Raw genomic sequence first — 15,599 nt, forward strand, 5'->3', positions numbered from 1 at the left:
CCGATGGAAGCACGGATCAAGAGCACGCCGAATGCCGACGTGACCACCGCGGTCAAGCATCTCTACAAGGCGATAGCCGCCGGCGGCGTGGACCACCGGGTGCTCAGCCTGGTGCATCTGCGCGCCAGCCAGATCAACGGCTGCGCACCCTGCGTCCACGCCTCGGTGACCGCGGCGAAGAAGGCGGGCGAGACGGACGAGCGGCTGCACGCCGCGGGCACCTGGCGCGAGACGCCCTTCTTCACCGACGAGGAGCGGGCCGCCCTCGCGCTCACCGAGGCCGCCACCCGTATCCAGGACGGCGCCCCCGGAGTGACGGACGAGATCTGGGACGCGGCCGCCGACCACTTCACCGAGGAGCAGCTGGGCGCGATCACCCTGGAGATCGCCATGACCAACTTCTTCAACCGCATCAACCACACGATCCGGGAGCAGGCCGGCAAGACCTGGTAACTCCGGCTGAGTCGGCGGTGGTTGACGTTCCCCCAGGTGACCAGGCCCTGGGGGAACGGAGTTTGTCAGAGCCGTTGACGAATACCTGTGCCCGCCCTAGCTTCGTCGCGTCCTTCGCCATATCTCATATACGAGACGCGATATCTGATCCGAGACGAGGCTGACGCATGAGAGCGGGACGCAGGAGAGCGGCGTGGAAGGTTTCGGTCCTCGCGCTGGGTGCTTTGCTGGTCGCTTCGGGCGCGGTGCAGGCCGACGGCCGGCAGCCGGCACGGGAGACAGTCGTACGGTCCACCGCCGACACCCCGGTACGGCAAGCCGCCCGTGACCTCGGCCGCGAGGTGCTGCCCGAAGGGGATGGCTGGGCGAGCGAGGGCGGCGGCACCACGGGCGGCGCCGCCGCGGACGCCGCGCATGTCTTCACCGTGCGCACCCGCGCCGAGCTGGTGCGGGCCCTGGACGGCGGCAGCGACACCCCGAAGATCATCAAGCTGGTGGGCACGGTCGACGCCAACACCGACGACCGCGGCCGCCCGCTCGACTGCGCGGACTACGCGACCGGGGGATTCGACCTCAAGGCCTATCTGAAGGCGTACGACCCCCGCACCTGGGGCGCCGCCAAGCCCTCCGGACCCCAGGAGCAGGCCCGCGCCGCCTCCGCCGCACGGCAGGCAGAACGCGTCGAACTCGCCGTCGGCTCCAACACCACGCTCGTCGGCCAGGGTTCAGACGCCGTGCTCGAGGGCGGCAGCCTCCAGGTCGAGAACGCGGACAACGTCATCATCCGCAACCTCGAAGTACGCGACGCCTACGACTGTTTCCCCGCCTGGCAGCCCAACACCGGCGGCCTCGGCGACTGGAAGTCCGCGTACGACACCATCTGGCTGCGCGGCGCCACCCACGTCTGGATCGACCACGTCACCGCGAGCGACGGCGACCGCCCCGACGCACGCGAGCCCGTGTACTTCGCCCGCCCCTATCTGCGCCACGACGGGCTCCTGGACATCACCAACGGCGCCGACCTGGTCACCGTCTCGTGGAGCGTCTTCGACGAGCACGACAAGGCGATGCTGATCGGCAACGGCGACGGTGTCACCACCGACCGCGGCAAACTGCGTGTCACCCTCCACCACAACCGGTTCAAGTCCGTCGTCCAGCGCGCTCCGCGCGTGCGCTTCGGCCAGGTGCACCTCTACAACAACCGCTACGACGTCCCGGACGGCCGCGAAGGCGACTACCGCTACTCGATCGGTGTCTCCACCGAGTCGCGGATCGTCGCCGAGAACAACTCCTTCACCGCCCCCGCCCATATCGAGGTCGCGGACCTCGTGAAGAGCTGGAACGGTACAGCGCTGAGCCAGCGGGGCAACGAGTTCAACGGCTTCCCCGTCGACCTGCTCGCCACCTACAACGCGTACAACTCCGGCAGCGAGCGCGATCTCGTCGCGGACGTCGGCTGGACCCCCGAGCTGCACGGCCGGATCGACGGCGCGCGGGTGGCGGCGCGGGACGTGGCGCGCGAGGCGGGTGCGGGCCGCCTGAACCTGTCCGCTCCCTCAACTAGCGCTGCGAAGACCGCAGTTGGCGCAGACCAGGCCGCCCACGCGAGCGCCACAACTGTCCGGCACACCGACCGCCCCCACGGCTTCGCCTCCCTCGCCGGCGGCACCACCGGGGGAGCCGGCGGCAAGGTCGTCACCGTCCGTACCCAGGCCGACCTGGCCAAGTACGCGGCCGCGCCCGAGCCGTACGTCATCCGGATCGCGGGCGCGATCGAGGTGGCGCCCTTCGGCTCGGACATCGTGGTGGCCTCCGACAAGACCCTCGTCGGCGTCGGCACCTCGGGCGAGATCGTGCACGGCGAGCTGCACCTCAACCCCGGCACGAGCAACGTCATCATCCGCAACCTCACCATCCGCGACTCGTACGTCGAGGGCGACTGGGACGGCAAGACCACCGACTTCGACGCGATCCAGATGGACTCCGTGCACCACGTGTGGATCGACCACAACCGCCTGACGCGCATGGGCGACGGGCTGCTCGACATCCGCAAGGACAGCGACTACATCACCGTCTCCTACAACCGCTTCGAGAACCACAACAAGGCGCTCGGCATCGGCTGGACCGAGAACACGAAGACCCGGATCACCATCGACCACAACTGGTTCCTCGGCACCAAGCAGCGCAACCCGTCGGCCGACAACTGCGCCTACGCGCACCTCTACAACAACTACCTGTCGGCCCAGGTCGACGACGGCGATCCCGTGTGGACGTACGGGAACTGGGCGCGCGGCAGCACGAAGATGGTGATCGAGAACAGTTACTACGACGGCGTGCAGCACCCCTATCAGGCGGACGCCGGAGCCGAGTTGGTGGAGCGGGGCTCGGTCCTGAAGAACACCACGGGCCGCCATGACGAGTGGGGCGCGGCCTTCGACCCGCGGTCCTTCTACCGCTACCGGCTCGACCCGGCGCGTGCGGTACCGGCACTGGTCCGCGCGTTCTCCGGACCGCAGTAGGCGCCACGTCCGCCGGCGCGGCACCCGGGCCTCCCGGGCGCCGCGCACCGCCTAACCTCTCCCTGTGCCAGCTCCCCGCCTGAACCGCGTCGCCGTCCTCGTGCTCGAAGGCGCCAAGCCGCTCGACGTCGGCATTCCCGCGCAGGTGTTCACGACCCGCGCGAGCATGCCGTACGAGGTGCGGGTCTGCGGGGCGGCGCCCGGGCTCGTGACGGGGGGCGACGGGCTCGCGTACTCGGTCGCGCACGGGCTCGACGCCCTGGAGTGGGCCGAGATCGTCTTCGTGCCCGGCTACCGGTTCCCGGACCGCGAGGACCCGCCGGGCAACGTCGTGGGCGCGCTGCTCGGCGCCCATGAGCGGGGCGCACGGCTCGCCGCGATCTCGACGGGGGCGTTCGCGCTGGCCGCCACGGGACTCCTGGACGGTCGGCGGGCCACGACGCACTGGCACTACACCCGGGCGCTCGCGGCCCGGTACCCGCGCGTCCAGGTGGACGAGAACGTGCTCTTCGTCGACGAGGGCAGCGTGCTGACCTCGGCCGGCGCCGCCTCCGGTATCGACCTGTGCCTGCACATCGTGCGCGGCGACCTCGGGGTGGCCGCGTCCAACCATGCGGCCAGGCGTCTTGTCGCCGCCCCCTACCGCAGCGGCGGCCAGGCGCAGTACGTGCCGCGCAGTGTGCCCGAGCCGCTCGGTGAGCGGTTCGCCGTCACCCGCGAGTGGGCGCTGCACCGGCTCGGCGAACCCCTCACCCTGGACGAACTGGCGCGCCAGGCAGGGGTGTCGGCGCGCACCTTCTCCCGGCGCTTCGCCGAGGAGACCGGGTACACGCCGATGCAGTGGGTGCTGCGCGCCCGCCTTGATCTGGCCCGTGAACTGCTCGAACGCTCACAGCGCAGCGTCGAGCAGATCGCCGCCGACGTCGGGCTCGGCACCGGGGCGAATCTGCGGACGCACTTCCAGCAGATCCTCGGCACCACACCGAGCGAGTACCGGCGCACCTTCACGCGAGGTACCTGACCCCGGGCACGCGAGGTACCTGACACCGCAGACGGGCGCCTGGCGGGATCCTTTCGAACCATGGCGATCCCGCCACTGTCCGCGCGAGGCGCGGCGAGCGAGCCTGGTGGCGAAGGACAGACGGAAAAGGGGACACCACTCATGACTCGCATCGCCATCAACGGATTCGGCCGCATCGGACGCAATGTGCTGCGCGCCCTGCTCGAACGCGACAGCGGCCTGGAGGTCGTCGCCGTCAACGACCTCACCGAACCCGCCGCGCTCGCCCGCCTGCTCGCCTTCGACAGCACCTCCGGACGGCTCGGCCGCCCCGTGACCGTCGACGGGGACACGCTCGTCGTCGACGGCCACCGCATCAAGGTGCTCGCCGAACGCGAGCCCGCGCAGCTGCCCTGGGCCGAACTCGGCGTCGACCTCGTGCTCGAGGCCACCGGCCGCTTCACCTCGGCGAAGGCGGCCCGCGCCCACCTCGACGCGGGCGCACGCAAGGTCCTGGTCAGCGCGCCATCGGACGGCGCCGACATCACGCTCGCGTACGGGGTCAACTCCGACGCGTACGACCCGGACCTGCACACCATCGTCTCGAACGCGTCCTGCACCACCAACGCGCTCGCACCGCTGGCCCAGGTCCTCGACCAACTCGCCGGTATCGAGCACGGGTTCATGACCACCGTGCACGCCTACACGCAGGAGCAGAACCTGCAGGACGGCCCGCACCGCGACCCCCGCCGCGCCCGCGCCGCCGGCGTCAACATCGTGCCGACCACGACCGGCGCCGCCAAGGCGATCGGCCTGGTTCTGCCGAACCTCGACGGCAAGCTGTCCGGCGACTCGATCCGTGTGCCCGTACCGGTCGGCTCGATCGTCGAGCTCAACACCACCGTCGCCCGCGACGTGACCCTCGACGAGGTGCTCGCCGCCTACCGCACCGCGGCCGAGGGCCCGTTGGCCGGCGTCCTGGAGTACTCCGAGGACGCGCTCGTCTCGTCCGACATCACCGGCAACCCGGCCTCGTCGATCTTCGACTCGGCGCTCACCCGGGTCGACGGCCGCCACATCAAGGTCGTCGCCTGGTACGACAACGAGTGGGGCTTTTCGAACCGTGTGATCGACACCCTCGAACTGCTCGCCGCCGGCTGACCGCCACTTCTGCAGCACCCGTACCGGTGGCCCAACGGTGCCACCGGCACGGGTAGGTCACCTCAAGCCGTTGTCGTACCCAGAGGTATACGGCGAGTGTGCTGCCGCATGGGGTACGTGAATCGAAGAACCATGCACATAGGCCTGTCGGCCGCGGTGCTCGGCGGACTGCTCACATCGGTCCAGTCGGCATCCGCCGCCGCAGCGCCTGCCGCCACCGGACAGCAGAAGGTCATCGTCGTGCTCGACGGGGCCTCGGCGATCGAGGCACCCGCGGGTGCCTCGAAGGACGCGAAGCCCGGCGAGGTCAAGGCCGAACGGGCCGGCATCGCCGGGCAGCAGAAGGACTTCCTGGGCCGCGCGAAGGGCGCCGGGGTCGACCCGAAGTCCGTGCGCAAGCTCGGGCTCCTGGTGAACGCCGTGGCGATGACCGTCGACGCGGACGAGATCGCGGCGCTGAAGAAGCTGCCCGGGGTCAAGTCCGTGGTGCCGGACGCCCGGATGAAGATCACCATGGCCGATGCCAACGAACTCGTCGGCAACACCGGCGTATGGCAGCGCGAGGACGCCAAGGGACAGAAGGTGACCGGCAAGGGCGTCACGGTCGCCGTCATCGACTCCGGTATCGACTACACACACCCCGACCTGGGCGGCTGCCTGGGCGAGGACTGCAAGGTCGTCGGCGGATACGACTTCGTCGAGGACGACGCCGACCCGATGGACGACAACGGGCACGGCACGCACGTCGGCGGCATCGTCGCCGCCAAGTCCGCGACGGACAACGGTGTCACGGGTGCCGCACCCGACGCCGAGCTGCTCGCGTACAAGGTGATGGACCAGGACGGCTACGGCGAGATGTCCGACGTCATCGCCGGCATCGAGGCGGGCGCCGACCCGGCCAACCCCCACCGCCCGGACATCATCAACCTCAGCATCGGCGCCACCGGACCCGGTATCGACGGCACCGACCCGGTCGGCCTCGCCGCCACCGCCGCCTCCGACGCGGGCATCATCGTGGTCGCCGCGGCGGGCAACGATGGTCAGCAGTACGCGATCGGCTCGCCCGGTTCGGCGGAGGGCGTCCTGACCGTCGGCGCCTCCACCTCCCGTACGCGGGTGCCGCACGCGGCCGTCGGCAAGGACGAGATCCAGACGTACCCGGGTGTGATGACCGCCTACGGTCCCACCGAGCCGGCCACCGGCCGGGTCGTCGACCTGGGCTGGGGCGAGCCCGCGGACTGGGAGCGCGCCGGCGACGTCAAGGGCAAGGTGCTGCTCTTCGCGTATCCGCCCGGGCAGACCGAAGAGGACGGCGTCCAGGACTTCGAGCAGAAGTTCTACGAGGAGGCCGAGAAGCGCGGCGCCCTCGCCGTGATCGGCGGTGTGAGCCCGAGCGGCGCGCCGGTCGCCGCCGAACAGGGCCGCGAGCAGGCCGAGCAGCCGCAGGAGACGCCCAAGGGCGAGGCGCGGGTGGCGCCCAACAGCGGCACCCTCGGCACTCTCGGCACCGACCACTGGCGGATGGACAAGCTGGCGATCCTCGGTGTGGACCGGCTGACCGGTCAGGAGCTGGGCAAGCTGGCCGGCACCGACACCGAGATTACTGTCAGCTCCACCGACTCCAGCGACCAGATCGCCTCGTTCTCCTCGCGCGGCCCGAGCCCGCGCTTCGGCCTGGAGCCCGAGATCGTGGCCCCGGGCGTGGAGATCCGCTCCACCGTGCCCAAGTCCCTTGTCTCCACCGGGTACTTCCGGCTCTCGGGCACCTCGATGGCCTCCCCGCTGGTCGCCGGGTCCGCCGCGCTCCTGCGCCAGCTGCACCCGGACAAGACCGCCGCGGAACTGCGCGACGAACTGACCGGGACCGCCAAGCCGCTCGACGCCGCGATCACCGCTCAGGGCGCCGGCCGCCTGAACACCGACGCCGCCGCCGACGCCCGGATCTCCGCCTCCCCGGCGACGCTGGCCTTCGGCCACCCCGACGCCGACGAGGACGAGGTCGAGGGGCGCAGGACCCTCACCCTGCACAACTCCTCGGACCGCGCGGTCAACGCCCGCGTCCGCGGTGACGACCAGGCGCGCGTCTCCCCGTCGTCCGTCCGGATCCCGGCGCACGGCAACGTCAAGGTGACCGTGTCCGCGGAGGCCGACCGCCCCGCCGTCTACGAGGACATCACGGGCCGGATCTCGGTCGACCCGGAGCGCGGCCCCGACCTCACCGTCCCGTACCAGCTCACCTTCATGCCCCTGGAGGTCGAGGCCACGCCCGACCCCTCGGACGGCACGGCGACCGTGTACGTCTACTCCCAGGTCGCCATCGAGTCCACCTCGAAGCTGAAGGTCGACCCGCGCCACGGCCGGTCGTACGAGGTGCCGCTGAAGAAGGCGGCGCCGACGCACTACGTGGCCGAGTTCGAGGACCTGCGGCCGGGCACGTACGACCTGACGGTGAACGGCCGCTCGGTGTACGGCAACACGGTCTATGGCGAAGGGGCCTTCGAGGTCACCCGCGAGACCGAGTACAGCGGCAAGTGGAAGCCGGTCGGCCCGTACAGCGCCGGCAGCAACCTCACGCTCGCCCCGAGCGACCCGGACCAGGGCGTGGTGTCCACCGGCACCACCGGCGGCGCCTGGGTCACCACCGACAAGGGCAGGTCCTGGCAGCAGCGCACCCGGCTGCCGTTCGGCGGCGCCAAGCAGCCGCCGGTCATCGTGGTCGACGAGAGCGATGCCGCGCACTGGTGGGTCGCGGTCCGCTCCGACCACCCGCCGGTGCAGTACGGCGGTCTGCTCATGGAGACCCGGGACAACGGCCGCACCTGGACCAAGCTGAACGCCCCGGCCTCCCCGTACGTCAACCTGATCTCCGACCCGAAGCACCGCGTGCTGATCGCCGAGGACCTGCTCGGGCAGTACACCGTGAGCCGTGACCGGGGCCGGACCTGGAAGGTCGAGGATCTCGGCTTCCCGACGGACTACATCCTGTCCGTGCAGCTCGGCGGCGATGACCTCTACGGCTGGGAGGGCAAGAACATCTGGGTGATCCGGGACTTCCTGTCCGGGGACCCGAAGCCCGCGGAGAAGGTCTTCACCGGCACCGCGGAACAGACGTTCTTCGGTTACGACGTCTCCGGGCCGCTCGTCACCCTGCAGGTGCAGGGCACCGACGCGGGCCTCAGGGTCAGCGAGGACGGCGGCCGCACCTGGACCAACACCAAGCGGCGGCCCAACGGCATGGTGAACGTGTCGGACGGGCAGATCCTCCACGACGACCAGGGCAGACTCAGCCGCAGCACCGACGGCGGCAAGAGCTGGACGAGCGTGGACAAGCCCAACCGCGACACGGTGACCGAGGACTTCGACGTGTGGGCCGACGGCTCGCACACCGTGGGCTTCACCTCCGGCATCATGCGCGGCGGCGAGAACGGCGCGTACGACAGGATCGGCGTCCAGGGCAGCACGGTGTCCTCGCTCACCGTCTCCGACGGCAAGGTCCTGGCCGGCACCGAGAGCGGCGTCTACCGCGCCCCTCTCGGGTCGGATGAACCCGACTGGGGCCAGGGCGAGTTCGAGGGTTCCACCGGCGCCGGCTTCCCGCTGATGCAGGCCTCCGGCAAGACGGTCTGGCGGGTCCTCGACGGCCTGTTCGGCTCCTTCCTCCAGCGCAGCACGGACGGCGGTACGACGTGGGAGGAGCGCGGACAGCTCGACGGCGACCTCACCGCGCTGCACATCGATCCGCGCAACCCCGACAAGGTGACCGTCGGCTACGCCAACCGCCGGGCCGGCGGGGTGTACACCACCTCCGACGGCGGCGAGAGCTGGACCTCGTACAACCACAAGCTGTACGTGGGCGCCCTGGCACAGAAGCCCGGCTCCGGCCGGCTGTGGCTCGGCGGCCCGCTCGGCCTGTGGTACTCCGACGACGGCGGGAAGACGCTGAAGAAGGCGGACGACAAGGAGACCACCGCGATCGCCTTCGAGGGCTCGCGGATCATCGCGGGCGGCCCGGACCTGCGCTACTCGACCGACGGCGGACGGACCTTCCGTACCGGTGACTCGGGCGGGCTGCGGATGAAGGTCTCCGACATCGTGGAGATCGACGGAGATCTGTACGCCGGCACGCAGAGCCGCTGGGACTGGGGCAACCCGTTCGGGGGCCGCGGCGTGCTCAAGTCCGATGACGGCGGCCGCACTTGGGACAGTCTCGCGCGCGGAATGCAGAACACCGACGTGCAGTCCCTCGTCGCCGATCCTTCCGGCGACGCGTTGTACGCCGGTACGTACGAGGGCGGTGTGCTCCGGCTGACGCTGGACGACTGATCCCCGCGCATCTGGACGACTGACCGCCAGGGTGGGTCCGGCCCGGTTTCGGGCCGGCCCCACCCTGTGCCGGTTCTGTGAGAACCCCGTGGAAGCGGTGTCGCAGGCCCCGCTTATGCTGCGCGGACGATCACGCAGCACCTGGGGAGGGCGCGGCATGCTGGGGAAGCTGTTCGGCAGGGGCGGGGAAGGCCCGGCGGGGGATCCGCACGCCCTTGCGCCCCGCAAGGGCAAGCACGGGGTGTACACGCTGCGGGCGCTCGGCGACCCGCGGGTGCTCGCCGCCGTGGAGGCCGCCGACGCGGGGGACTGGACCGCGGTGAAGGCGGCCCTCGCGCCGTTCGACCTCGGGCGCGACCAGGCGGTCCTCGGTCAGCTGACCGATATCGACGGTCTGGAGCAGTGGATCGTCCGGGCCGCCGACGAGGACGAGGAGCACCGGGCGACCGCCCTGCTGATCTCGGGTGCGCGCCATGTCCACTGGGGCTGGGAGGCACGTACTTCGGACCTGGCCAAGAACGTCACGCGCGAGCAGTGGCAGATCTTCTACGAGCGGCTGCGGATCGCCGAGGAGCACCTCCTCCAGGCAGCGGAGCTCCGGCCCGACTGGATCACGCCGTGGCGCCATCTGCTCACCTCGGGCCGCGGCATGTCCGTCGACGACAGCGTCAAGGAGGCCCGGCTCGCGGCCGGTCTGCGCCGCGATCCGCTGAACCTGGACATCCACCTGGAGTGGGTCTCGCAGCTGCAGCCCCGCTGGGGCGGCGAGCCGGGGCAGGCCCTGGAGTTCGCCCGCAAGGCCTTCGCCGCCGCACCCGACGGGCACCGGCTCGGCTGTGCCGTGGCCATGGCGTACGTCGAGCAGTGGGTGGAGTCGGACGACAGCGACTGCCTCCAGGACCCCAGGATCCGGACCGAGTTGAGGGAAGCGGCGGAGCGCAGCGTCCTGCACCACGCGTACGAGCGCCGCCCGGGCTGGCAGGGCGACTACAACATCTTCGCCATGGCCCTCTCCCTCGCCGGCAGCAGCAAGGCCTCGAACGTCTTCCGCGAGCTGGACGGTGTGTTCACCGAGTGGCCGTGGACCTTCATGGCGGACCCGCAGAAGACGTACGCGCGCTTCCGCAAGGCCTTCTGAGCCGCCACCCCTTCGTCTGCCCGCCGCCCACCACACTCCGGACTGCCCTATGAGCCTGCCCGAGAACACCGCCGCCGACCGCACCTTCCAGGTCGATCTGCGCGGCCTCGTCGACCTCCTCTCCCACCACCTCTACTCCAGCCCCCGGGTCTACCTGCGTGAGCTCATGCAGAACGCGGTGGACGCCCTGACCGCCCGCCGCGCCCTCGAACCCCAGGGCGCCTTCGGCATCCGGCTGTACGCGGACGGCGGCGTCGTCCGCGTCGAGGACGACGGTGTCGGTCTCACCGAGGCCGATGTGCACACCTTCCTCGCCACCATCGGCCGCTCCAGCAAACGAGCCGACAAGATCGCCGAGCAACGGGCCGACTTCATCGGCCAGTTCGGCATCGGCCTGCTCTCCTGCTTCCTTGTCGCGGACGAGATCCACGTGGTCAGCCGCAGCGCCTGCACCCCCGATGCCCCCGCCGTCGAATGGCGCGGCCGCGGCGACGGCAGCTACACCGTGCGTACGCTCCCGGCCTCGGCCCGCCCGCAGCCGGGCACCACCGTGACGCTCACGCCCCGCGCCGACGCGGCCGAATGGACCCGCCCGGCCCAAGTGCACGCCCTGGCACGGCACTTCGGCTCGCTCCTTCGCCACCCGGTGACCTTCGACGACGGTGCGGGCGGACCGGCCGTGCCCGTCAACCCGGAGCCCGCGCCCTGGTCCCTGACGCACCCGACACCCGGTGCGCGGGGCCGCGCCCTGGCCGCGTACGGCGAAGAGGTCTTCGGCTTCAAGCCGCTCGACACCATCGAACTCGACCTGCCCGCCGTCGGGTTGAAGGGCATCGCCTGCATCCTGCCCGACGCCGTGCCGAGTGGCCGCCGCCACGGCCACCGCGTGCACGTCAAGGGCATGCTCCTGTCCGAACAGGCCCCGGAGATCCTGCCCGACTGGGCCTTCTTCGTCCGCTGCGTCGTCGACGCCGAGTCCCTGCGCCCGACGGCCTCGCGCGAGTCCCTGTACGAGGACGACACCCTCGCCGCCGTACGCGACGCACTCGCCGAACGGCTTCGCGAGTGGATCGCCAAGGCCGCCGCCAGCGACCCCGACCTGCTCGCCCGCTTCCTCCAGGTCCATCACCTGGCCGTGAAGTCCCTCGCCGTGCACGACGACGAGATCCTGCGGATGCTGCTGCCCTGGCTGCCGTTCGAGACCACCGACGGACACGCCACGCTCGACGAGTTCGCCCGCACCCACCGCACCGTGCTCGTCACCGCGAGCGTGGAGGAGTTCCGGCAGGTCGCCGCGATCGCGTCCGCGGCCGGACTCGGCGTGGTCAACGGCGGCTACACGTACGACCGCGAGCTCGTCCACCGGCTGCCCGAGATCCGGCCCGAGGTGAGCGTCGCCGACCTCGACCCGGAGACGCTCACCGCCCATCTCGACCCCGTCGACCGCGAGACCGAACTGGCCGCCGCGGCCTATCTCGCGCGCGCCCGCGACGCCCTCGCCGTCTTCGACTGCGATGTCGCCCTGCGCACTTTTCAGCCCGCGTCCGCCCCGGCCCTGCTCATCGACAGCCGCGACGCCCGGCACGAACGCACCCGCTCCCAGCTCGCCCGCGAGCAGGAAGGCGGCCTGTGGGGCGACATCCTCGGCTCCCTGCGCCAGGAGGTGCCGCGGGCCCAGCTGATCCTCAACCAGCTCAACCCCCTGGTCCGCACCGCCGTGACCATCGAGGAGCCCGAACTCGCCCGCACCAGCGCCGAAGCCCTCTACGGGCAGGCCGCGATGCTGTCGCGGCGGCCGCTGCGGCCCGCCGAATCCAGCCTCATCAACCGCTCCTTCCTCGACCTGCTCGCCCACGCCCTCCGCAAGGACAGCTGACGATGCCGACCGCACACCCGCCGCAGAACACCGACGAGCTCTACGAGGCGCTGCGCGACAACGACCAGCGCCCCTACGGCCGGACGCGCACCGTCACGGCCGAGGAACTCGTGGACGCGGCCGAGCAGTTCGACGATCCCGCCGCGCTCGCCGACGCACTGCTCGAACTCCAGGAGGCGTACACCTACGGCTCCGAACCCCGTAAGTCCCCGGTCGTCTTCGCCCGGCTGCTCAACCTCTACGACGAGCAGCCGGACGTCTTCGACGAGCGCCCGGGCCACCAGCTCTTCTTGGGCTTCAAGTGGGGGGCGGACGCCCTGCTCTCGCTGCCCGAGGTGCCGCTCGCCACACTGCGCCAGTGGCTGGCCGAGATGCGCGACCGGTACACGAAGGCCGGTCTCGACCTGCAGCCGTATTACGGGCAGGCGTACCAGCTCGCCGTCCATGCCGGCGAGGACACCGCCCTCGCCTACGAGTTGTGGGCGGCCCGCGCCCGCAGCCGGTACAGCGACTGCGAGGCCTGCGAGATCTGCGAACGCGCCCGGCACCACCTCGCGGCGGGCGACGACCAGGGTGCCCTGCGGGTCTGGGAACCGGTGCTCACCGGCAAGGACTCCTGCCAGGAGGAGCCCGCCCGCTCCATCTCGTACGCCCTGCTCGCCCTGCTCCGCACCGGCCAGGCCGACCGGGCCCGCGAGCTGCACCTCGCCGGGTACCGTGCCTGCCGCCGCAACCCCTCGACGGCCGGCGAGGTCGGCCGGCATCTGGAGTTCTGCGCGCTGACCGGGAACGAGGCGCGCGGTCTTGAACTGCTCGCCGAGAACCGGAGCCTGTTCGCGGAGGTGGACTCGCCTGCCGACCTGCTCTCCTTCCTCACCGGCGTGGAAGTCCTGCTCCGGCGCGTCGAGTTCCTCGGCCACGGCGAGCTCGCCGCCGCCGGATACCCGGGCCGCACCTGGACGGTCGCCGGGCTGCGCGCCGAGGTGGGCCGCCGCGCCGACGGGCTCGCCGGACGCTTCGGCGCCCGCAACGGCACCGCGGCCGTCAGCGGGCGCCGCCGCGCCCGCCTGGACCGCGCGCCGCTGCTCGACGCCCTCGAGCTGACGCTGCGGCCACGGGTGCTCGACGACCTGGCGGCCCCAGTCGCCGGTCCCGCCCCCGCCCCCGTTCCCGCCCGCCCGGCCCCCTCCGTGCCCGAGTCGCTCACCGAACTGATCCTGCGGGCACGGGAGCTGGACGAGCTGGGTCACCCGGGCGATACGGCCTGCTGGGCACGGCTGCGCGTGCTGACCGCCGCGCGCGACTACCGGCACCCCGACGATCCGGCCGTCGGGCCGCTCGCCCGGCTGCGGGCCGACCTGCTGACCGACGAGGCCTACACGGCCCGCAACAAGGACGAGTTCGACGAGGCCGTGGCGCTGCACGAGGAGGCGGCCGGGCTCTACGAGGACGCCGGGCTCGCCGGCCACGCGGCCGTCGCGCAGGCGTGCGCCCTGCTCGCGGCGGCGGAGGCGCCGGCGCGGGAAGGGGCGGGCGCGTCCGGGGCCGACGGTTCCGACGGCTCGCAGGGTTCCGACGGCTCCCACGGTCCAGGCGGCTCCCAGGGTTCCGACGGCTCCGGCGGCTCCCACGGTTCCGACGGCTCCGGCGGCGACGAGGCCGCCGCGACCGCCGCGCAGATCGACGCCCTGACCGCCGCCCACGCGTCCATCGTCCGCCTCCATCAGGAGACCCCGGGCCTCACCCCGCACCACGAGGCCCGGCTCCTGCGCCTGCGCGCCTCCGCCCTCGGCATCCGTCTGCAGACCTCGCACCGCGAGGAGCACATCGCCCCGGCCCACGCCGAGCTCGACCTGCTGCAGGAGTGCGCCGACCGGCACCGGCTCGCCGGACAGAGCTCCGGCGCCGGACTCCTGCGCGCCACCCTGCACGCGCTCTCCGGAGATCTGCCGGGCGCCGTCACCCGGATCGACGCCCTGCTCGTCCGGCTGCGGAGCGAAGGCCCCGCGTGGCACCTGCCGCGCACCCTGGGTCTGCGCGGCCGCCTCCATCTCGGTCTGCAGGACCCGCAGTCGGCGTACACGGATCTGACCGAGGCCCTGCGCCACGCCGCCGAGTGGCCCGCCGACTCGGACGACCGGGGCCGCTACCACCAGGACCTGGCCGAGGTCTGCATGCACCTGGGCCGCCCCGACGAGGCGCTGCGGCACCTGACCCGGGCGGCGGAGCAGCATCTGCGGTACGGCAGCCGCGTGGACGGCTTCTGCGCCTACAGCAACGCCGCACAGCTCAGCGTGGACCTGGACCGGATCGAGGACGCCATCGCGCTGCTCGACTCCGTACTGGCCGAACCCGATATCGCGAACGGCGAGTTGGACGACCGGTTGACCGCCCAGCTGCGGCTGATCCGGGCCCGCGCCCTGCACGCGGGCGGCGACCTCAAGGCGGCCACGGCGGAGTTCGCCGAGCTCGCCGCCGAGTCGGCCGGGTGGGACGACGACCCCGGCAGCCACGCCATGATCGCCGGCGAGACGGCCGTACTCCTCGCGGAGACCGGCGAGTTCGGTGCCGCGCGCGCCGCCCTCGACCAGGCGCTGGCCGCCCACGCCAAGGCTCCGCGCTACGAGCAGATCAGCAACCACCTGCGCGAGGTCGCCCGTCTGCAGGCCAAGCAGCAGGGGACGGAAGGTCTCCGCGACGCGCGTGCCCTGCTCGCCGACGCCGAACGGGTCGCCGTGGCGGCGGACCGGAACGGGTTCAAGCCGATGGGCCGTTCCCTGGAGACGGCCCTCGCGTACGAGCACGGCCGTGTGAACGCCTATGTGGGCGAGTACGAAGGCGCGTTGGCCGCCCTTGACCAGGCCATCTCCTTGCTCGGCGACCTCGGCCCCGCGGACGGACGGCTCGGCGAGTGGACCGAGTGCGTGCGCCTCGCGGGCGCCGTCGAGGGCCTCTACATGGAGCGCACCGCCCCGGCCCTCGCCCGGGTGGACACGGCGATAGCCCGGCTGACCGCGATGGGGGCGGCCGAGGAGGCCGCACCGCTGACCGAACTGGCGGCTCAACTCCGGGACGAGTGACGAGGCGGGGCCGGCCCGGAATCGGGCCGGCCCCTGTGCCTACCCCGGG

Annotated in this window: 8 protein-coding genes; all 8 read left to right on the forward strand. The window is 71.8% G+C overall.

Annotated elements, in window-relative coordinates; genetic code table 11:
* Window positions 1-3: 3 nt before the first annotated feature.
* The 8 genes from JAO81_RS00510 to JAO81_RS00550 all read left to right on the forward strand — a co-directional run bounded on the left by JAO81_RS00510 (window position 4) and on the right by JAO81_RS00550 (window position 15,550).
* Window positions 4-453, forward strand: coding sequence for a carboxymuconolactone decarboxylase family protein (locus JAO81_RS00510; protein WP_199545693.1), 450 nt, complete (start codon window positions 4-6; stop codon window positions 451-453).
* Between the two features lie 167 nt (window positions 454-620).
* Window positions 621-2,972 carry a polysaccharide lyase family 1 protein gene (locus JAO81_RS42085; protein WP_233414729.1) on the forward strand — a complete coding sequence of 784 codons (2,352 nt, stop codon included), beginning with the start codon at window positions 621-623 and terminating at the stop codon, window positions 2,970-2,972.
* A 64-nt stretch (window positions 2,973-3,036) separates the two neighbouring features.
* Complete coding sequence (locus tag JAO81_RS00525) at window positions 3,037-3,993, forward strand: GlxA family transcriptional regulator (protein ID WP_199545694.1); 957 nt, start codon at window positions 3,037-3,039, stop codon at window positions 3,991-3,993.
* A gap of 141 nt (window positions 3,994-4,134) precedes the next feature.
* Window positions 4,135-5,133: a type I glyceraldehyde-3-phosphate dehydrogenase gene (gap, locus tag JAO81_RS00530; RefSeq protein ID WP_199545695.1), complete on the forward strand. Its 999-nt coding sequence runs from the start codon at window positions 4,135-4,137 to the stop codon at window positions 5,131-5,133.
* A gap of 117 nt (window positions 5,134-5,250) precedes the next feature.
* Window positions 5,251-9,456, forward strand: a complete 4,206-nt coding sequence (locus JAO81_RS00535) for a S8 family serine peptidase (protein ID WP_199545696.1) — start codon at window positions 5,251-5,253, stop codon at window positions 9,454-9,456.
* Window positions 9,457-9,613: 157 nt separating this feature from the next.
* A complete protein-coding gene (locus JAO81_RS00540) occupies window positions 9,614-10,594 on the forward strand; it encodes a hypothetical protein (protein ID WP_199545697.1) in 981 nt (326 codons plus the stop codon).
* A gap of 49 nt (window positions 10,595-10,643) precedes the next feature.
* Window positions 10,644-12,470 carry an HSP90 family protein gene (locus tag JAO81_RS00545; protein WP_199545698.1) on the forward strand — a complete coding sequence of 609 codons (1,827 nt, stop codon included), beginning with the start codon at window positions 10,644-10,646 and terminating at the stop codon, window positions 12,468-12,470.
* Window positions 12,471-12,472: 2 nt separating this feature from the next.
* Window positions 12,473-15,550, forward strand: a complete 3,078-nt coding sequence (locus JAO81_RS00550; protein WP_199545699.1) for a hypothetical protein — start codon at window positions 12,473-12,475, stop codon at window positions 15,548-15,550.
* Window positions 15,551-15,599 lie beyond the last annotated feature (49 nt).

It is taken from the genome of Streptomyces sp. N35 (genome assembly GCF_016464295.1).
GTDB lineage: Bacteria > Actinomycetota > Actinomycetes > Streptomycetales > Streptomycetaceae > Streptomyces.

Bases quoted from the DNA above. Each gene is read 5' to 3' on its own strand.
- JAO81_RS42085 (WP_233414729.1), top strand. From the start codon at position 621: ATGAGAGCGGGACGCAGGAGAGCGGCGTGGAAGGTTTCGGTCCTCGCG.
- gap (WP_199545695.1), top strand. From the start codon at position 4,135: ATGACTCGCATCGCCATCAACGGATTCGGCCGCATCGGACGCAATGTG.
- JAO81_RS00545 (WP_199545698.1), top strand. From the start codon at position 10,644: ATGAGCCTGCCCGAGAACACCGCCGCCGACCGCACCTTCCAGGTCGAT.
- JAO81_RS00540 (WP_199545697.1), top strand. From the start codon at position 9,614: ATGCTGGGGAAGCTGTTCGGCAGGGGCGGGGAAGGCCCGGCGGGGGAT.
- JAO81_RS00510 (WP_199545693.1), top strand. From the start codon at position 4: ATGGAAGCACGGATCAAGAGCACGCCGAATGCCGACGTGACCACCGCG.
- JAO81_RS00550 (WP_199545699.1), top strand. From the start codon at position 12,473: ATGCCGACCGCACACCCGCCGCAGAACACCGACGAGCTCTACGAGGCG.